Genomic DNA, 18,928 nt, shown 5'->3' with positions numbered 1-18,928 from the left:
CCGAAAAGGAGATATGTTGGAATGGACACAGTCATGTTAATCGTCAATCCATCCTCAGGAAAAGAATTGGGGGAACAACACGCGACACATGCCGAGGAAGTGTTGCGTGAACGGTATGGACACGTCGATGTCCGCTTCACCGAGAAAGAACAGGATGCGACGAACTTTGCACGAGAAGCAGCAGAAAAACAATATAAGGCCGTCATTGCGATGGGTGGGGACGGGACGTTGAACGAAGCGGTCACCGGACTTGCGGAAGCGCCTCATCGTCCCGACTTTGGAATCATCCCGCTCGGTACGGTCAATGACCTTGCCCGCGCACTTGGTGTACCAAATGATCCAAAAAAAGCGATTGAAGCTCTTCGTAACGCTGAACCGACACCGATGGATATCGGAAAATATGAGAACGGCTATTTTATGAACGTCATTGCCATTGGTCTCATTGCCGAGGCGGTCGATGAAGTGAGTGTGGAAGAAAAGACAAAGTGGGGGCCGTTCGCCTATCTAATTGAAGGCGTGAAGGCGTTCCGTGAAAATAGTCCTTATGCGTTGTCGATTGAAAGTGAGGACGGTCAATTTGATGGCGAAGCTTATCTCGTCGTCATCGCTTTGACGAACTCGGTCGGAGGATTTGAGAATTTCGAACCGGACGCACGACTGAACGATGGTCTGTTGCACGTCTATATTTTTGAAGAACTCGGTCTAAAAGACGCACTTCAATTAACGCCTGCCCTATTCACAGGAAAATTAAAGGAAACGGACAGTGTCACGTCATTCTGTACGACACGGGTGAGCGTCCACTCGCCTGAATCTCTTCCTGTAAATGCAGACGGTGACACTGGTGGAACGTTGCCATTTACATTTGAAATTTTACCGAGTCATTTGAACGTATTGAAGCCCGTCTAAGAGAAGGATTTTTATGAACGAAACCGAATGTTAACAAGCGAGAAAGGAGAATGACCTATGAACATCTCGCTTATTCAACTTACAACAGCATCCGACGAAATCGTCGAGACATTCAATCGCTGGAATAATGACCAACAAATCGTGCATTTGATTCGTCCGAGTCGGTCTGAAGAAGAATTGACCGCTCATTATGAGATGACGGTCGAAGATTTAGAGGATCGTCTTCTGACACATGATATTTTTCTCATTTATGCAGACGACCATCTCGTCGGTGAAATGAACGTCATGTATGACCCCCCTCATCTGTACCGTCAAGAACCTGGTACGGCGTGGCTCGGGTTTGTCATCGGGGAATCCGTAGGACGCGGCAAAGGCGTGGGCACGGAGTCCCTTCGTTTGCTGGAGGAGAAACTGCGGGCGCAGGGGACGCCTCGCATGGAGCTCGGCGTGTTCGCCTTCAATCACGCGGCCCATCGTCTCTATTCGAAACTCGGTTACCAAGAAATCGGACGAATCGAGCACTTCACTTACTGGGACGGTCAATTTTGGTCCGATATCCGAATGGAAAAACGACTCAACTAAAAAGCCCTTTCACGTCACGTGAAAGGGCTTTGACTTAGTTGTTCAAGTTCTCGACTTCGACGATTCGGAAGCCTTTTTGTTCAAGCTTGGCAACAACTTTGTTCTTCATGTCTTCTTCGCAATCCGGTGGTAACGTCACGAGTACGCGACGCAACACCTTACTTTTTGCATCAAGCGTCATCAAGCTTGCGATTGACGTATACTTGTTCACGATTTTTGTAATCTTCTCGAGCGCTCCTGCCTGTTCGCTCAAGGCAATCGTCAAGACGTAACTACCTGTGTCACGACTCCATGCCTCTTCGAGCATCCCAAGCATCTTCCCGTGTGGAAGAATACCATAAAACTCATTGCTTTCATCTTTCAATACGGCAATGTATGGCAATTCTTTAATCGAGAAAAAGACTTCGAAGAATCCGTCTGATTCATGAACGTATTTTTGCGTATTTTTAATGAGCGTCATCACATTATCGTCCATGTTTTCCCCGTTCATTCCATGACGATAAATATGCATTTTATAAATGTTACCGCGGAAAAATTTCCCCGTCTCGTCTAAAACAGGCACACAACGATATCCTGTTTCTTCAAGCGTATGAAGCGCTTCCCGCAATGTTGCCTTTTCACTGATTGTGACAACATCTTTCTTCGGGATACATAAGCTATGCACTAACATGCGTTTTCCTCCCAGCCAATAATAAAGTGGTCTACACCCTATTCATTATTATTCCCCAAATATGATGAACATCCTGCATACTTTTTCTGAAAAGTTATGAACACTTCTTGTAATCCTTGCATTTGTCGGAATACAAAAAAGTCGTTATAGTGAAACTATCCAAACAGACAAAGGGGATGGACGATTATGACGATGAAGAAAGCATTGACGATTGCCGGTTCTGATACGAGCGGCGGCGCTGGTATCCAAGCCGACCTCAAAACGATGGAAGAACTCGGTGTGTACGGTATGACAGCTTTGACTGTCATTGTGGCACAAGATCCACATAACGCATGGAACCACGAAGTCTTTCCAATAGACACGACATTGATCGAGAAACAAATTGATACGGTACTCGCTGGGATCGGAGTCGATGCAGTGAAGACGGGAATGCTCCCGACACCTGAAATCATCGAACTCGCAGCACGTAAGATTAAAGAATACGGAATCGAGAATGCCGTCGTCGATCCGGTCATGGCATGTAAAGGTGCGGATGAGATTCTTGACCCGAACGTTGCGGTCGCGATGCGTCAACATCTCGTACCAGTCGCAAAAATCATCACTCCAAACTTATTCGAGGCGCGTATGCTCGCTGGCCTCGATAAAACACCATCGACGATGGACGAAATCAAAGAAGCGGCTCGTCTCATCCATGAGCTTGGCGCTGAGATTGTCATCGTCAAAGTCGGCGGCAAACTTGGTTTCGACACAGCATTCGATGTCTTGTATGACGGAAACGAATACCGTCTGCTTGAAAGTGAAAAAATCGAGCCTGCGTTCACACACGGTGGTGGATGCACGTTCTCTTCTGCCATCGCGGCTTCTCTCGCAAACGGCCATACAGTCGAAGAAGCGATTGAAATCGGAAAAGAATTTATCACTGAAGCAGTTCGTCACTCATTCCGTCTCAACCAATACGTCGGACCGACGAACCATACGGGATACCGTAAAAAAGTAGCAACACAATCGTAAACAGATGACCCGAAACGCGACGTTTCGGGTCATCCTTTCCATTGGAGGGACAGACGTGAAAGCGATTCAACCTGATCACATTCAGCAATATTTAGACAATCACGTCGCAACGCCACTTTTCGTGCATGTCGAGACGACAAATGGTGCCTATGCGACACATAACGACCCGGACTTCCATAACGCCGGAATGTTTATCCGTAATGCCAAAATCGAATATAGCATCGGTCAAATCAAAGGTAACGGACCTTATCGTGTCGGCTTAAAGCTCGATCACGGCTGGCTCTATGTTGAAGGATTGACCGACTATGAGGTGCACGGCGAACAGTTACTACTCGCTGGTCACGATCGTCTCGGTCGACTGGCGTGTGCGCTGCATATCGATATCAAACCGCTCCCTCAAGGAGCATCGGAGGTGGAGAACCAATGAATGGACCATTACTCGTCATTTTCCCACACCCGGACGATGAGGCGTTCAGCTCGGCCGGAACAATCATCCAACATCGTCAAAAAGGAATCCTGGTCACGTATGTCTGCTTAACACTCGGCGAGATGGGACGCAACATGGGTTCCCCAATCTTTACGACGCGTGAGGAGCTCCCTAAAATTCGAAAGCATGAACTTGAAGAAGCTTGTCGGATGATGGGCATCGAGGACCTGCGCATGTGGGGACTTCGTGATAAAACGGTTGAATTTGAGGACGAGGCAGAGCTCGCTGGTCGCTTCCGCGCCTTGATTGACGAAGTGAAGCCGGAAACGGTCATCTCGTTCTATCCAGGATATGCCGTCCACCCGGACCATGAAGCGACAGCTCGTGCTGTCGTACGAGCACTTCAGGAGATGGGAGAGTCACGCCCTGAGTTTTTAGGTGTCGCCTTCGATCGCCGCACAGAAGAAGAACTCGGACAACCTCACGTGATCGTCGATGTGACGGAAGAGAGCGAGCAGAAAAAAGACTCTCTCTTTGCTCATCGTTCTCAGACGGAAGGTCTACTTCGCGCGATTGACAACGCAGAAAACGCCCACGTCATGGAGTTACTCCAACGTGAGCGCTTCTATCATTATCCGTTCTCATGATTCATAGGCTAGACGGGTCATATAAAGCAATGCCCCGACGGTCCCAAGACCGATTAACGTTCCGAATACTACGACGATTTGTCCCATGTTTTCACCTCTTCTAGACTATACGAACAATTCCATTCATTGGTTTCAAACACGTGCCGTTCGCACGTGTTTTTTTTTAGAAATAAAGAACGTAAATCACGATGGCCAATACGATTCGATAGACCGCGAACGGCATCAATTTCACTTTGTTGATCAACTTCAAAAAGAACTTAATCGAAATAAGCGCGAACAGAAACGCACTGATGAACCCGACGATAAACACCGGCAATGTATCGAGCGTAAAGTACGTCCATTTGCTATAAAGCGATAACGCACTCGCTCCGAACATAATGGGTACCGCCATGATGAACGTAAAATCCGCCGCTGCCCGATGACTCATCCCAAGGAGGACGCCACCTGAAATCGTCGAACCCGACCGTGAGAATCCTGGCCATAGCGAGAAACATTGAATTAGTCCGACGCCGAGCGCTTGCTTATACGTGATGTCATCGAGCGTTGCAGTCGTTTGTCGTTTCACACCTGATAAATCTGCGGCAATCATAAAGAAAGCCCCAATGACTAACCCAATCAACACCGTCTTGACCGAGAAGAGGTGTGTATCGATGTAGTCCTCGAACAATATACCGAGGACACCGGCCGGAAGCAGTCCAATCAAAATATGTATCAGATTGAATTGGCGTACTGTCTCGTTTTGCCTTATTGTGAATAGCGCCTTCGGATTCAGCAACGCTTTGAATCGGTCTCGAAAGACGACAACAACCGCTAAAATCGAACCTAATTGAATGACGATTTTAAAGGTGTTCGCCACTTCCTGACCTAAAAACTGACTCGAGTTCAACCAAAGCCCGTCCACGAGAATCATATGACCTGTCGACGAGACCGGAGCGAATTCAGTCAGCCCCTCAACGACTCCTAATAAAAAACCTACGAATAACTCATACCATTCCACGATGTTTCTCCTGTAATTCCTTTAGATTGTTCTCATCATACACTTCTCCTCACCATCTTGCGTCCGTCTTAAGACGTAAAAACAGGCATGGCTTATGGCCCATGCCTGCAAGAATTATCGTGCAGTCGCATGAACGACCCACACAACAAGTCCAATCATTGAAAACGCCAAAAATAGCGACGTTGTCGTCCCTATGATAAAGACAACCCCTAACCCGAGAATCCCAAGATGCCACAGCATCGAGACAGATGATTCCGTCGTCGCTCGAATGGATGAAGGAACTTGATGATGCAAAAGTCCATAATAGAGCGGCTCCATCGCCCCATATAGAAGTGCCAACAATCCCATGACACCAATTCCGATTGGACTCGGAAATAAGCCGATAAAGAGAAACCCGCCACCCATCATCCAACCGAATCGCTTCAACCAACGTTCCGAAGGCGCAACACGCACGATGGTTCCTGCGAATAGTTGTCCAGGTAACTGGATCAATAGCAACCCACTTGAAATGACACCGAACCAATAGATCGGAACGGACACATCGCGAGCGTACAGTTGCCAAAATTCATCGATGAAGTTAAAAGCGGATACCGCTGCCAAAAAACCGATTGTGACATAACGAAGTTGTCGGTTTGACCAAATGAATTGAAATCCTTTGAACAAATGGCGCCACGTCAAACGTTCCTCCCGCTCTCGATGAGTCGGTTCAACGAGAAATACGCTACATAGTGTCGCCATCATCAAACTCAAAATCGAGATTCCATAGTTCCACTCCAAAGGAAGGTACTGAGCCAACATACTACCACTCAATGCTGCCACCACAGCAGCCACAATCCCAATCGCGTTCAGCTTCCCAAGAACTCGTTCGAATGACGACGCTTCGTGACTTTCCTGTAAGGACTCGTATAGCAGCGCATTCTCTGCCCCACTTCGAATGACCGACCCAACGGCCGAACAGCTGATTGCGACAAAGAAACCCGTGAACGTGAACGAATACAAAATGACGATAAACGACAGCCATTCTAACGCGACACCGATTTGGACAAGTCGACGCCGTGCCGTATGGTCCGCCCATACACCAGTCGGTACTTCGAACAGAACGATGATGAGCGCATATACCATCTCTAAATAAACGACTTCCTGAATGGAGATGCCCCGTGACTCCCAGAACAGCCGTTCAATCACGTATGCGGGAATCAAGCCTTCAAACCAACGAATCCATCCTAATCGGACAACGTTTCGACGAACTTAACTAGGTGAACGTGCTCGTTTTCTCATTTGAATCTCCTCCTTACTTGTCTATTCCCGAAAACACAAAAAAACCACGAGATTCCTCTCGTGGTTTTGACGTGTTATTTCAATAAGTTGAGAATCTCGCGATTGAACGCCGGAATGTCATCCGGCTGACGGCTCGTCACAAGCTGATTCTGACAGACGACAACTTCTTTATCCGCATATTTGGCACCGGCATACTCCATGTCGACTTTAATCGATTTGTAGCCGGTCGCGTCACGACCTTCTAACGTCTTCGCCGTAATCAACAGCTGTGGTCCGTGACAGATGGCAAAGACAGGTTTTTTCGCATCCATGAAAGCTTTCGCGAACGAGACGAAACGCTCGTCCTCACGCAACAAGTCAGGAGAGAATCCGCCTGGTAAGAGAAGGGCGTCAAAATCTTCTGGCGATACATCGTCAATCGATTGATCGATGTTCACTTTCGCCTCTCCTTGCTTTCCTTCTACCGTGTTGCCTGCTTTCTTCTCGATCGTCACGACGTCATGTCCCGCATCCACCAATGCGTCACGGGGACCCGTGAATTCTACATCTTCAAACATATCTGTAATGAGCGTTGCTACTTTTGCCATGTTCTAAACACTCCTTCTGTTTGTTTTATGCACATAGGGACTGTTCCACTGGCATGAATCACTTAAACATCATTGCATGCATTCAACGGAACTTCGAGACATACGGATTGTCGCGTTCAAAGAAGCGATATGGGTAGTCACGCGCCTCGCCCGTGTTCGGAATGCCGATGCGTGGACCCGCCTCAATCACTATTCCCGTCTCACCTTCAGCAAGATAGAGCGGGTCTTGTTGGAACGAGTGACCATATAAGTCCATCGTGATCCCGAGTGCTTTCGTCAACTTCCCCGGTCCGTTCGTCTGGTCATATCGTTTCACCCCAGGACGGTTCGAAGCAATCCATTCATGTCCTTGAATCGGTTCGACGGCTCGAATCAACACGGCTTCCGGTGTACCAACCGGACCACTGACCACGTTCAAGAGCGTATGCGTATGCATTTGATACGTGTACACATGACCAGGTTGCCCGAACATGACTTCCGTCCGTTTCGTTCGACGCCCACCGAAACTATGTGCCGCTCGGTCGATGGCACCGAGGTAAGCTTCTGTCTCAACAATCTTCGCGATGATGTCACCTTCCGGATGTCGCCGCACCAAATATTGCCCGAGTAAGGCACGTGCCAAATCGAGTGTTGGTTGTTCATAAAATGCCAAATCGAGTCGCTTCATCGTTCCACCTCCGTTTTTCCTATTTTCTCAAAAGTCATATGCTGCACACAAAAAAGATGCCCTGCATAGCAGGACACCTTGACATTATGATGCGATTTTAAGTGATTCACGTTGCTTCCCCAATCGGACGTATCCCAAGATGATGGAGAAGACCGGGCTAAGCCAGAGGAAGAACGCAAATGGTGCGTATTCCAATACAGGTACACCGAGTGTCGCTGCGAAGAATGCACCGGAGACACCCCATGGAATGAGCGGGTTGATCACAGTCCCGCCATCCTCAAGTGCCCGTGACAAGTAGCGTGGGTCGATCCCGCGATCGATGAACCCTTGTTTGAACGCCTGTCCTGGCAAGAGAATCGACAAGTACTGTTCCCCTGCGAGCAAGTTAACCCCGATTGAGCTGAGGACGACTGATAGAACGGAACTTCCTGGTGACTTCAAACGCTCGAGCAACGATTCAACGATCGCTTGGAACACACCGAGTTCACGTAACAACCCTCCGAACGCAAGGGCGATCAAGACGAGGCTGACCGACCAAAGCATCGATTCAAGACCACCACGATCGAGTACCGTCGCAATCGTCTCATTCTCCACACCTGACTTGAATCCAGACTGCATGACACCGAGCCAGTTCGAGATGCTCCAGTTGCCTTGAACAAAACCTGCCGTCAATACACCTGCGAACATCCCAACGAGCATCGTCGGCAAGACCGGCATGCGGCGGAACGCAAGCACTGCGACGAGCACAGGGGCAATTAACGTGAGCCATGAGAGGTCGAAACGTCCGCTGAGCGCAGCTTGTGCTTCCGCGATTTGTGTCGTGTCAGCGCTTTGACCGCTACGTCCGAGGAACGTGAATAAAATCAGTGTGATGATAAACGCTGGGATCGTTGTCCCCATCATGAAGCGAATGTGGTCGAATAGTTTGACACCCGCCACTGCCGGCGCAAAGTTTGTCGTATCCGACAATGGGCTCATCTTGTCTCCGAAGAGCGCACCCGATACGATGGCACCTGCAGCGAGAGCTGGCGAGATCCCTAGCGCCGTCCCGATTCCGAACAAGGCGACACCGACCGTTCCGACTGTTGTAAACGCACTTCCTGTGAATGTCGATACGATCATCGTAATCAATAAGACACTCGGTAAGAACCATTCAGCGGAAATTGTATTTAAACCGATGGAGAGGATCGTCGCGACCGTCCCGGACATTTGCCATACTCCGATGAGCATCCCGATCAACAACAAAATCAACACCGGCATGATCGCTTCACGAATCCCGTTGATCATCGCCGTTTCAATCTGTTTGAAGTCGCGTGAACGATAATACGCGTATCCACCTACTATTACCATTGTGCCAAAAATCGCCATATGTGGCGTCGCTTTGGCCAAAAACATCAGTGCGAGCAAGGTGATCCCGCTCATCAACACGACGAATACAGCTTCTTTTCCTTTCATCTGCATCGACGTCCCCTCCTTTCGTTATATCATGATTATTTATTATTTCGCCTAACCGCTTAAACGCTTTTATGCACAAAAGCACGTCAGTGATGTTTTTTACTATACTCGCTTCCTTTCTCCCTGTCAAACGTCTTTTTATGATAAATTATATGCTTGAGGGTGACCTCCGGAGTTCGTAACCTCCTCCGACATCAAAACTAGCGAAAAGGAAGTGTGCTTCATGCAACACGAAAAAGCATTGGTCGTCTTCAGTGGTGGCCAAGATTCAACCACTTGCCTATTTTGGGCAAAACAACAATTCTCCCATGTGGAGGCGGTGACGTTCGCATATGGTCAACGCCACGATGCGGAAATCGAGGTCGCAAAAGAAATCGCGGCAGAACTCGATGTCCCACACCACATCCTCGACTTGTCCCTACTCGGACAACTCACATCAAATGCGCTCACGAGACACGATCTTGACATCGACAATGCGGACGTCCCAAACACGTTCGTCGATGGACGCAACCATCTATTCTTATCATTTGCGGCTGTCATGGCCAAACAACTCGGTATGCATCACATCGTGACCGGTGTATGTGAAACGGACTTTTCAGGTTACCCGGATTGCCGAGACCAATTCATTAAATCACTCAACGTGACACTTAATTTAGCGATGGATTATCCATTCGTCATCGACACTCCGCTCATGTGGCTCGATAAAAAAGAGACGTGGGCACTCGCGGACGAGCTCGGTGCCTTCGACTACGTCAAAGAACGTACGCTCACTTGTTACAACGGTGTCATCGGTTCAGGTTGTGGAGAATGTCCGGCGTGTAAGCTTCGCCAAAACGGACTCACAGCTTACGAGGAGGTGCGCGTATGAAACATGCTCCATTCCTTGCCCCGACCAGTGTCGAATCGAAACAAGAAGGGTCGCTCATCTACTGCCCGCATCGTGTTCAAATCGTCAAAGAAGTGACGTTCGACGCGGCACACCACTTATTTGATTATGATGGCAAATGTCGTGCCCTTCATGGTCACACGTATAAGCTCCAGATGGGTGTCAGCGGTTTTCTCGATAATCGCGGGATGACGCTCGACTTTGGTGACTTGAAAAAAATCTTCAAAGAAGAGCTTGAGCCATATCTCGACCATCGCTATTTGAACGAGTCACTCCCTTATATGAATACAACTGCAGAAAACATGTGCTATTGGATTTTTGAACAACTGGCGACACACCTGCCAAATGAACGCGACGTCCGCGTTGAATTCGTGCGCCTATACGAAACGCCGACGTCATACGCAGAGTTCCGCCGTGAATGGTTGGTGGAATCGTGAAAATCCCTGTTCTAGAAGTGTTCGGACCTACCTTCCAAGGAGAAGGGCGTGCCATTGGACAGAAGACGATGTTCGTCCGGACCGCCGGTTGCGATTATCGCTGTTCGTGGTGCGATTCAGCATTCACATGGGACGGTTCAGAAAAACCGGACATGCTGACGGCGGACGAGGTCACCGATCGCCTTGACGCACTCGGTGCGTACGATTACGTCACCATATCGGGTGGAAACCCGCTCCTCATCGCGGCCATGGAGAACCTCGTCGTGAAATTGAAAGAGCGTGGCGTCACACTCGCCGTCGAGACGCAAGGTAGCCGCTATCAAGAGTGGCTCACACAGATCGATGACGTGACCCTCAGCCCGAAGCCTCCTTCATCTGGCATGAAGACAAACTGGGAACAACTCGACGCCATCGTCGAACGGCTGCGCCCGGAGCAGACGACATTCAAAGTCGCTGTCTTTGATGAAGTGGACCTCGCTTACGCGAAAGAAGTACAACAACGCTATGCACCGGACGTCATGTATTTATCTGCCGGTAACCCAGAGCCAGGTGCTGACGGTGATATCACCGATGCCCAGCTCCGCCGTTTAAAACAATTGTGGGAAGACGTCGCACGCGACCCTTCATGGCAAAGCGTCCGCGTCCTGCCACAACTACACACATTATTGTACGCCAACGAACGTGGCGTCTAAGGAGAATGAACATGAGACCAGAAGACTTACAAGACCTCTCGCTCCTCGGACAGAAGAGCGTCCCTTATATTTTTGAATATACACCTGACGTCCTCGAGGCGTTCCCGAACCGTCACCCGGAGAACGACTACTTCGTCAAATTCAACGCGCCGGAATTTACGTCCCTGTGCCCAATCACAAACCAACCCGATTTTGCGACGATCTACATCTCGTATATCCCGGATGAGAAACTCGTTGAGTCGAAATCGTTGAAGTTGTACTTGTTCAGTTTCCGTAACCACGGTGACTTCCATGAGAACTGCATCAACGTCATCGGGAAGGACCTCGTCAAACTGATGGAGCCACGCTATCTCGAAGTGTGGGGCAAATTCACACCACGTGGCGGCATCTCGATCGATCCGTACTACAATTACGGAAAGCCGGGCACGAAGTATGAGAAAATGGCAGAACATCGTCTGTTCAACCATGACCTCTATCCAGAGACGGTCGACAACCGTTAATCAAAAAGTAGGCGCTCCATTGGAGTCGCCTACTTTTTTTGAAAGCGATGGATCTGTCGCTTGATTGGTTCACGGAACACTGTCGCGATGAGCGTCAATACGAGCATGATCCCGAACGCCAACGCAATTAGCGTCCAATCTCCGCTCGCGATGCTGCTTCCGAGAAAATTGTTCGCGAACGCCCCAGGAATCATACCAACGACGGTCGCAAACAGATACGCTGGTACGTTTACTTTTGCCAAACCGGAAGCATAACTGACCAAATCGAAATTGACGAGCGGGATGAGACGTAAGATGAGTACATAAAAGAATCCGTCCTCTTCGATTTTGTGCTGAATGGCTTCATAGTTCTTCGATTCAAAGTGATGCAAGAAACGGTCGCCGAAATAGATAGCCACATAATAAGCGACGAGAGCACTCAGTGTCGCCCCGATGACGGTATAGACGACACCCGGTAACATCCCGAACGCCAAACCGCCGGCGACCGATAAGACGGACGTCGGAAACAGGATGAGCGGACGAACCGTGAATAAGAGAATATAAATCAAAGGAGCCAACCAACCGAATTGAATGATATAATCCCGGATGTCCCCTGGACTTACATCAATCCATTGATAGAGGAACGTCGCTGTCCCGAACAGGAGTAGGACGAGTGCAATCATCCACTGTACCTTCCATTTTTTCATCGTCCCCCCTCCTTCCTATTTGGTTTTATTCCCGCAATCCGAGATGTCATCCATCTTTTTTCAGCCACCTCGATGTGGTACGGTTAGAGAAAGCAGAAGGAGGAAATCGATATGAACCTTGCAGATGCCCTAACATTAAAACAGTTGCTCCATGAGCAAATCGATACATTGACCGAAGAGATTGAGCACGTGGCATTCATCTCGCTCGAAGTGAATGATTCCATTCCGACGATTCAGTCTCGCTCCCTTCAAGATATCGAGATGGAACTGGAGCACATCCGTTTGGACTTACGTCAGCTCGACCGCCTCATTCAAGAAGCGAACGTCCAAGCCGTCGTTGAAACGCATGACGGTCCGCTCCCGCTCGTAGAGGCAATCGAACTCGCCATTCAGTTACGTGTCCAAGCACGTCTTTATGAGAAATTGTCATTACGTCCGAAAAAGGAATACGTGCACGGGGTTTCCGTGATCAAACACGCCTTATATGACCCGGAGCTATATCGCTTGAAAGCACGCGATATTAAGAAACGAGCCATTCGAATCGAAAGTGCCATCCAGGTTGTCCGCTACCAGACCGATATTGACTTTGATGCTTCACGATATATGTAAAAAAGCGAAGGGGTTCCTTCGCTTTTTTACATATGGTCATGGTGATTGTGGTGGATATCATGATGGTTCGATGAAGAAGAACGGTGACGTGGTGGGGCCTCATCGGCAAATTTTTCCCCGTCTAAAATGCCGAGACGCTTGTATTGACGGTCGAGCCGCTCTTTCGTCTCCTCGCGAACGGATCTTGACTCCATCACCAATTGATAGCACCCGAGTGCGACTCGGAACGGTTCCATCCGTGTCCGTTCAATCGAGAAAGAATCGACACCCCGTAAATAGTCTGCCAATCGCTCAGCCGTATCATCGTCCGGATCATCGGCGAGCTGCGAGGCGAATCGTTGTAAGTCTTTCAACGTGCTCGATGTTTTGGAATGATGAAAAATCGTTTTAACGAACGCAAAAATAATCAGACCGAAAATAACCATGAACACGATAGGGAACACAGCAAACACCCCCGTAAAGAATGAGTCCCCCATGGAGTCACTAAACGGATCTCCGCCAAATCCAAACACTGTCATTTCAAATTCCCCCTTTTTCTTTATGTACGTTCATTCAATCGAATCGGTTTCATCAAAAAACCGCGATCATTCGACCGCGGCATCCATTCAACTTTTCAATTGTTTCTCCATCATGATACGCGGCTCGCCGTCTTCGGTGTAGGCGCCCATGATGTCATATCCGCAAAGGAGATTCAAGATGATGACCCCTTTGTTTGTATTGCGTGCTTTCGTCCGAATCGAATGGAATCCTTGCGCTTCGACCCACTCAAGTTGCGTGTCCATCAGCTTGCGACCGATGCCATGCTTTTGAAAGTCTGGGTGTACGCCGCCCGCCCAGCTATAAAACCGATAAGGCTCTGCCTCATAACCGATTTTAAAGCCGACCAGCTGATCTTCTGAGAATGCTAAGAGCACTAACGGATTGGCGTGTCGATACAGGCGCTCTTTAAATCGTAGCTGATCGAGGTCACCATATAACGTGCGGTACAGCCGGAAGAAGTCCTCTTCAAAATCTTTAAAGTTGTTCGTCACATCTTTTACGATAAATGAACTCGTCGTACTCATCGTGCCATCCCCTTTCAGTTTCTGGACAAAGATTCCGTACGTCTGTTCTTTTCGCCGTTCATTCTGAATTTCCTGTCTCCCGTTCGAAAGCTGTGACACCTTTTTGTTTATATAGTCCGAGCGTACGCTTCGGTAAGCTCTTGACCATCCAGTCTTTGAAGATGCGCGCTTGATCTTCAACAGGCAGTTCATAGTCATCCGTCACGATATGACGTGACCGTGTCGTGACATCATACAAAGAAATTGCAGCCGCCACCGAGATGTTCAAACTTTGTACGTATCCTTGCATCGGAATGACAAAGTTCCCGTCCGCCTTGTTGAGCGCTGCCTCCGAGACGCCACTATGTTCGTTCCCGAATAGAAGAACGGTCGGCTTCGACACATCCACTTCTTCGAGCGGAATCGCTTCCTCGCTTAGCGCCGTCGCATATACTTGGTAACCACTTTCTTTTAAAGCGTCAATCGCTTCTTCAATCGACCCGTGCTCCACGACGTCCACCCAGCGATCGGCGCTTTTGGCGATAATCGAGTTCGGTTTGAACTTTGCCCGCCCTTCGACGACATGCAACGTTTGTACCCCGAACGCATCGGCTGAACGCAACACAGCGGATTGGTTATGCGGATCGTCCACACCTTCCGTCAAAATCGTGATATGGTTCGTTCGTGTATTCAACACTTCATACATCCGTTTAATGCGGTCTGGCATGAGCATTTCATAGAGAGGAAGATCGTCCTCCTGCAATACACCCTTCTGCAATAACTCTTCTTTCAATTCAATCTGCTCGTCCTTCGTCAAAGCAGATGTGGTCTGTCTCCAACCCATCTTTCTCGCTCCCTTCAACCTATCATATTGTAGCTAGATTCGATTCGACTGACAAGTTCACTTCATATCTGTCGTTTTCCATCAAAAAATGAAAACAAATGAAAATAGCGAAAACGGTTGCATGAATTCATGCAATCGATTACAATCATTTATGCAAGCGATTGCACTATTGGCAAACACAAAAATAGATAAAACTCCCTCACAGGAAGGAAGCGTATAGCATGAAACAATTGATCTCATTCGATTTCTGGCAAAAACTCGGTAAGGCCTTGATGGTCGTCATCGCCGTTATGCCAGCTGCCGGTTTAATGATTTCCATCGGTAAATTGATTGGAATGTCAGCCGGAGATGTCGGTATTTTATTAACAACAGCTCGCATCATTGAAGATTTAGGTTGGGGCATCATCGTCAACTTACATATCCTCTTCGCAGTCGCGATTGGTGGTTCGTGGGCAAAAGATCGTGCAGGTGGTGCGTTCGCAGCACTTCTCGCCTTCATCTTGATCAACCGTGTCACAGGTGCCATCTTCGGTGTTAACGGTGCCATGCTTCAAGATCCGGAAGCGACAATCGAGTCACTCTTCGGTGCAAACCTTGTCGTCGCTGACTACTTCACATCTGTACTCGGCTCACCTGCCCTCAACATGGGTGTGTTCGTCGGGATCATCGCCGGTTTCCTTGGTGGTGCACTATACAACCGTTTCTACAACTTCAACAAATTGCCGAACGCCCTCTCGTTCTTCAACGGGAAGCGCTTCGTACCGTTCGTCGTCATTCTTGGTTCAGTCGTTGCTGCCATCGTTCTATCGATTGTATGGCCAACGATTCAAGGTGCGCTCAACAGTTTTGGTGAGTGGATTGCCACATCACGCAACACGGCTCCAGTCCTCGCTCCGTTCATTTATGGTGCGCTCGAACGTCTTCTCTTGCCGTTCGGTTTACACCACATGCTCACTGTTCCAATGAACTATACGGAACTTGGTGGAACGTACACGATTTTAACTGGCGCGACAGCTGGGTCAGTCGTTGCCGGACAAGACCCGCTCTGGTTGGCATGGGTAACAGACCTCGTCAACTTACGTGCCGCTGGTGATACAGCTGCATACAACGCCCTTCTCGCTGATGTCGTTCCGGCTCGCTTCAAAGTCGGTCAAGTCATCTTGTCATTCGCTGCTTTGATCGGTGCCGCATATGCGATGTACCGTAACGTCGATGCTGAGAAGAAAGCACAATACAAGCCGATGTTCTTGTCAGCTGGACTCGCTGTCTTCTTGACAGGTGTCACAGAACCAATCGAGTTCATGTTCATGTTCGTTGCGCCAGTCCTTTATGTGGTTTACGCGCTTATGGCCGGTGCTGCCTTCGCCTTGGCAGATATCATCGACCTACGTATCCACGCCTTCGGTGCGATTGAACTCTTGACGCGCATCCCGATGATTGTCAAAGCGGGACTACTTCAAGACTTGATCAACTTCGTTCTCGTCTCTGTAGCATTCTTCTTCCTCAACTTCGGTGTGTTCAATTTCTTCATCAAGAAGATGAACTTGCCGACACCAGGACGTAACGGAAACTACATGGAAGAGACGACAGAGAAGTCATCTGTGGCAGGTAACGAACAAGTCATGGGGATTATCGCCCTTCTCGGTGGGGAAGAAAACATTGAAGATGTCGATGCATGTATGACTCGTCTTCGTGTGACCGTTAAAGACGTCACACTCGTCTCTGACGAACAAGATTGGAAGAAAAATGGCGCCATGGGTCTTATCGTGAAAGACCGTGGAGTCCAAGCCATCTATGGCCCGAAAGCCGACGTATTGAAATCAGACATTCAAGACGTCATCGGTGCATAATCTACTGGCCAACTCGCTCAAGAGTTGGCCTTTTTTCTAAAGGAGGACTATCGTGAATATTTTAACGCTCAATTGTCACGCCTGGTTAGAAGACCGTCAACAAGAAAAGATTGACGCCATCGTCGAACGCATCGCGAGTGAAGAGTACGACCTCATCGCGCTTCAAGAAGTCAATCAACATAAAGAGGCCCCACTGATCTACGGAAACATCCGTGAGAACAACTTCGCACACGTCCTCGTCGAGCGCTTAAAAGAGTTGGACGTCCACTATCACATGACATGGGACTTTGCCCATTATGGATACGATATTTACGAGGAAGGCGTCGCCATCCTGTCGCGCACACCGTTCCTATCAACAGAATCGTTCTTTGTATCGAAGACGACGGACCCAGACAACTACAAGTCTCGTAAGATCGTCAAAGCCATGATTGCAGGCGCAGATGCTCCAACGACTATTTACTCGTGTCATCTCGGATGGTGGCATGATGAAGAGGAGCCGGTGAAACACCAACTCGATGAACTGATTCGTCGCATCGAGCATGACGACCATGCCCTTCTACTTGGCGACTTCAATAACGATGCCTTCATTCGAGGAGAAGGATACGATTACTTGATGGAGAATGGACTCCAAGATTTGTTCCATCTCGCAACAGAACGGGAAGGCGATGCGACGGTACAAGGAAAAATCGCCGGATGGGACGAAAATAAAAAATCACTTCGCATTGATTTGATGTTAACGAATGCACCGATTCATGTTTCTCGCCATGCGGTCGTCTTTGATGGTGAGAACGGACCGATTGTCTCCGACCACGCCGGTGTTGAAGCCACTGTGTTTTGGCGCTAATTCGCCTTTTTCTCCTTACTTGGGAGAAAAGGGTTTTTCTTTTGGAGAAAATCTTGTAACGTGATAGAAGACTGATGTCTAACTACTAATGAATGAGATAGAAAGAAGTGTTTGAATATGAAGACAAGCTCGCTCAGTCGAAGCGACTGGACTTTAGTATTATCCTTATCCTTATTAACCTTCGTTCTCGGAACGAGTGAATTTGTCATCGTCGGGATTTTGCCCGATATCGCAAACGGGTTATCCATTTCGATCGCGACGGCCGGGAGTCTCGTATCGGCATTCGCCATCAGTTTTGCCGTCGGCACACCAATCACCATGTCTTTGACGAGCCATCTTCCTAAACGCAAATTGATGCTTGGCCTGACGATTCTCTTCACTGTCCTGAACTTGTTAAGCAGCCTGGCACCGATGTATGAGTGGTTACTCCTCTTGCGTATGTTGACGGCCGTCGTCACAGGTGTCTTGATCTCACTTGCCATGCTTGTCGCCAGTGAAAGTGTCCCACCGACAAAGCGTGGGGTCGCCGTATCCTTTATTTTTGGTGGATTCACGATGGCGAACGTGTTCGGCGTTCCAATCGGGACATTCATCGGACAACAGGCAGGCTGGGAATCTACGTTTTGGTTAACGACTGCACTTGGTGCAGTCGCCTGGATTGCCATTTACCGCGTCTTGCCGAACCAATTGTCTCAAGAAAAGGCGTCACTTCGTGAACAACTGACATTGCTGACGAATCCACGCATCTTGATCGCCTTCCTGATTCCAGCGTTCGGTTTCGGGGCAACGTATGTCGTTTATACGTATCTCGTGCCGATTTTAAAAGATGTACTCGGTGTACCGGTCGCTTGGGTCAGTCCGATTTTATTCGCATACGGATTCATTTCGATTTTCAGTAATATCGCTGCCGGAAAGATCGCCAGTCACAATCCAATCGGACGCTTACGGTTCGTCTTTCTCGTCCAGGCGTTCGTCTTGGCCGCGCTATTCGTGACAACGTCGAATGTGACGCTCGGTCTTCTCAATATCGCACTCATGTCGTTCATGGCGATTTTATTGACGACATCGACTCAGATTTATTTGATCGATTTGGCAGAGAAGTTCAATCCGAATGCCAAAGGTCTCGCCTCGTCACTTATGCCCGTGGCGAGTAACGTCGGGATTGGACTCGGTTCCGCTCTCGGTGGTGTCGTCTATGCGACGAGCCCCATCATGACGCTCGCACTTGTCGGCGGTCTGGTCGCCCTCGTCACAGCCGCGTTGACCGCAGTCAGTTATTCGCTTGATCAACGCTAAAACGTGTGCACCTT

23 protein-coding genes are annotated in these 18,928 nt (G+C 48.8%); 13 read left to right on the top strand and 10 right to left on the bottom strand.

The genetic code is table 11. The features are described from left to right. The first annotated feature begins 21 nt into the window (after nucleotides 1-21). Together KNO92_RS07825 and KNO92_RS07820 are read left to right on the top strand one after the other, a co-directional pair. Nucleotides 22-906, top strand: coding sequence for a diacylglycerol/lipid kinase family protein (locus KNO92_RS07825; RefSeq protein WP_214760771.1), 885 nt, complete (start codon nucleotides 22-24; stop codon nucleotides 904-906). 57 nt (nucleotides 907-963) lie between these two features. Next, complete coding sequence (locus KNO92_RS07820) at nucleotides 964-1,488, top strand: GNAT family N-acetyltransferase (RefSeq protein ID WP_214695900.1); 525 nt, start codon at nucleotides 964-966, stop codon at nucleotides 1,486-1,488. A 34-nt stretch (nucleotides 1,489-1,522) separates the two neighbouring features. On the opposite strand, the gene cbpA is transcribed toward KNO92_RS07820, so the two are convergent. Beyond that, the gene (gene cbpA, locus KNO92_RS07815; RefSeq protein WP_214695898.1) at nucleotides 1,523-2,158 is read right to left on the bottom strand and encodes a cyclic di-AMP binding protein CbpA; all 636 of its coding nucleotides are present in this window, start codon (nucleotides 2,156-2,158) and stop codon (nucleotides 1,523-1,525) included. Nucleotides 2,159-2,344: 186 nt separating this feature from the next. On the opposite strand from cbpA, the gene pdxK reads away from it, so the two are divergent. Genes pdxK through bshB2 form a run of 3 tightly spaced genes read left to right on the top strand, consistent with a single transcriptional unit; the run spans nucleotide 2,345 to nucleotide 4,243 of the window. Continuing rightward, complete coding sequence (pdxK, locus tag KNO92_RS07810; RefSeq protein WP_214746951.1) at nucleotides 2,345-3,169, top strand: pyridoxine/pyridoxal/pyridoxamine kinase; 825 nt, start codon at nucleotides 2,345-2,347, stop codon at nucleotides 3,167-3,169. Between the two features lie 55 nt (nucleotides 3,170-3,224). Then, entirely contained in the window at nucleotides 3,225-3,596 is a 372-nt protein-coding gene (locus KNO92_RS07805; RefSeq protein WP_214695888.1) for a YojF family protein, read from the top strand. Then, nucleotides 3,593-4,243 carry a bacillithiol biosynthesis deacetylase BshB2 gene (gene bshB2 / locus KNO92_RS07800; RefSeq protein ID WP_214760769.1) on the top strand — a complete coding sequence of 217 codons (651 nt, stop codon included), beginning with the start codon at nucleotides 3,593-3,595 and terminating at the stop codon, nucleotides 4,241-4,243. The genes KNO92_RS07805 and bshB2 overlap by 4 nt, the downstream gene beginning before the upstream one ends. Before the next feature lie 163 nt (nucleotides 4,244-4,406). Here the strand turns inward: bshB2 and KNO92_RS07795 are convergent, their stop codons facing one another. The 5 genes from KNO92_RS07795 to nhaC all read right to left on the bottom strand — a co-directional run bounded on the left by KNO92_RS07795 (nucleotide 4,407) and on the right by nhaC (nucleotide 9,233). Next, nucleotides 4,407-5,240 (bottom strand): undecaprenyl-diphosphate phosphatase, encoded by an 834-nt coding sequence (locus KNO92_RS07795; protein WP_214760767.1) that lies wholly within the window; start codon nucleotides 5,238-5,240, stop codon nucleotides 4,407-4,409. A gap of 114 nt (nucleotides 5,241-5,354) precedes the next feature. Continuing rightward, nucleotides 5,355-6,440 (bottom strand): MFS transporter, encoded by a 1,086-nt coding sequence (locus KNO92_RS07790; RefSeq protein ID WP_251126985.1) that lies wholly within the window; start codon nucleotides 6,438-6,440, stop codon nucleotides 5,355-5,357. Between the two features lie 152 nt (nucleotides 6,441-6,592). After that, nucleotides 6,593-7,105 (bottom strand): type 1 glutamine amidotransferase domain-containing protein, encoded by a 513-nt coding sequence (locus KNO92_RS07785; RefSeq protein WP_026824537.1) that lies wholly within the window; start codon nucleotides 7,103-7,105, stop codon nucleotides 6,593-6,595. Between the two features lie 82 nt (nucleotides 7,106-7,187). Beyond that, on the bottom strand, nucleotides 7,188-7,772 hold the full coding sequence (locus KNO92_RS07780; protein ID WP_214695884.1) for a DNA-3-methyladenine glycosylase: 585 nt from the start codon (nucleotides 7,770-7,772) through the stop codon (nucleotides 7,188-7,190). Nucleotides 7,773-7,856: 84 nt separating this feature from the next. Further along, nucleotides 7,857-9,233 (bottom strand): Na+/H+ antiporter NhaC, encoded by a 1,377-nt coding sequence (gene nhaC, locus KNO92_RS07775; protein ID WP_214695882.1) that lies wholly within the window; start codon nucleotides 9,231-9,233, stop codon nucleotides 7,857-7,859. Nucleotides 9,234-9,450: 217 nt separating this feature from the next. Here nhaC and queC point away from each other — a divergent pair, with 217 nt between their 5' ends. From queC to queF, 4 genes are read left to right on the top strand one after another with little or no spacing between them, the layout of a single operon-like run. Then, entirely contained in the window at nucleotides 9,451-10,095 is a 645-nt protein-coding gene (gene queC, locus KNO92_RS07770) for a 7-cyano-7-deazaguanine synthase QueC (protein ID WP_015880476.1), read from the top strand. Continuing rightward, nucleotides 10,092-10,550, top strand: a complete 459-nt coding sequence (gene queD / locus KNO92_RS07765; RefSeq protein ID WP_015880475.1) for a 6-carboxytetrahydropterin synthase QueD — start codon at nucleotides 10,092-10,094, stop codon at nucleotides 10,548-10,550. Before queC ends, queD begins: the two co-directional genes overlap by 4 nt. Then, nucleotides 10,532-11,242, top strand: coding sequence for a 7-carboxy-7-deazaguanine synthase QueE (gene queE, locus KNO92_RS07760; protein WP_214695880.1), 711 nt, complete (start codon nucleotides 10,532-10,534; stop codon nucleotides 11,240-11,242). The genes queD and queE overlap by 19 nt, the downstream gene beginning before the upstream one ends. Nucleotides 11,243-11,253: 11 nt before the next feature. After that, complete coding sequence (queF, locus tag KNO92_RS07755; protein ID WP_015880473.1) at nucleotides 11,254-11,742, top strand: preQ(1) synthase; 489 nt, start codon at nucleotides 11,254-11,256, stop codon at nucleotides 11,740-11,742. A 29-nt stretch (nucleotides 11,743-11,771) separates the two neighbouring features. Here queF and KNO92_RS07750 read toward each other — a convergent pair whose 3' ends face one another. Then, entirely contained in the window at nucleotides 11,772-12,428 is a 657-nt protein-coding gene (locus tag KNO92_RS07750; RefSeq protein WP_214695878.1) for a TVP38/TMEM64 family protein, read from the bottom strand. 111 nt (nucleotides 12,429-12,539) lie between these two features. Between KNO92_RS07750 and KNO92_RS07745 the strand changes: the two genes are divergently transcribed. Next, nucleotides 12,540-13,037 (top strand): hypothetical protein, encoded by a 498-nt coding sequence (locus tag KNO92_RS07745; RefSeq protein ID WP_214695876.1) that lies wholly within the window; start codon nucleotides 12,540-12,542, stop codon nucleotides 13,035-13,037. A gap of 26 nt (nucleotides 13,038-13,063) precedes the next feature. Here the strand turns inward: KNO92_RS07745 and KNO92_RS07740 are convergent, their stop codons facing one another. From KNO92_RS07740 to KNO92_RS07730, 3 genes are all read right to left on the bottom strand, one after another. After that, nucleotides 13,064-13,555 (bottom strand): hypothetical protein, encoded by a 492-nt coding sequence (locus KNO92_RS07740; RefSeq protein WP_214760765.1) that lies wholly within the window; start codon nucleotides 13,553-13,555, stop codon nucleotides 13,064-13,066. 87 nt (nucleotides 13,556-13,642) lie between these two features. Next, on the bottom strand, nucleotides 13,643-14,101 hold the full coding sequence (locus KNO92_RS07735; RefSeq protein ID WP_251126984.1) for a GNAT family N-acetyltransferase: 459 nt from the start codon (nucleotides 14,099-14,101) through the stop codon (nucleotides 13,643-13,645). Between the two features lie 58 nt (nucleotides 14,102-14,159). Further along, entirely contained in the window at nucleotides 14,160-14,924 is a 765-nt protein-coding gene (locus KNO92_RS07730; RefSeq protein ID WP_214695860.1) for a TrmH family RNA methyltransferase, read from the bottom strand. 221 nt (nucleotides 14,925-15,145) lie between these two features. Between KNO92_RS07730 and KNO92_RS07725 the strand changes: the two genes are divergently transcribed. The 3 genes from KNO92_RS07725 to KNO92_RS07715 all read left to right on the top strand — a co-directional run bounded on the left by KNO92_RS07725 (nucleotide 15,146) and on the right by KNO92_RS07715 (nucleotide 18,914). Beyond that, a complete protein-coding gene (locus KNO92_RS07725; RefSeq protein ID WP_214695858.1) occupies nucleotides 15,146-16,774 on the top strand; it encodes a PTS transporter subunit IIBC in 1,629 nt (542 codons plus the stop codon). Nucleotides 16,775-16,826: 52 nt separating this feature from the next. Next, complete coding sequence (locus tag KNO92_RS07720) at nucleotides 16,827-17,618, top strand: endonuclease/exonuclease/phosphatase family protein (protein ID WP_214695856.1); 792 nt, start codon at nucleotides 16,827-16,829, stop codon at nucleotides 17,616-17,618. 117 nt (nucleotides 17,619-17,735) lie between these two features. Beyond that, nucleotides 17,736-18,914, top strand: a complete 1,179-nt coding sequence (locus KNO92_RS07715) for an MFS transporter (RefSeq protein WP_214695855.1) — start codon at nucleotides 17,736-17,738, stop codon at nucleotides 18,912-18,914. Nucleotides 18,915-18,928: the final 14 nt, after the last annotated feature.

Origin of the sequence: Exiguobacterium sp. s129 (genome assembly GCF_018617585.1) — a bacterium.
Lineage (GTDB): Bacteria > Bacillota > Bacilli > Exiguobacteriales > Exiguobacteriaceae > Exiguobacterium > Exiguobacterium aestuarii_A.
This window is presented reverse-complemented; position numbering and strand designations above follow the sequence as displayed.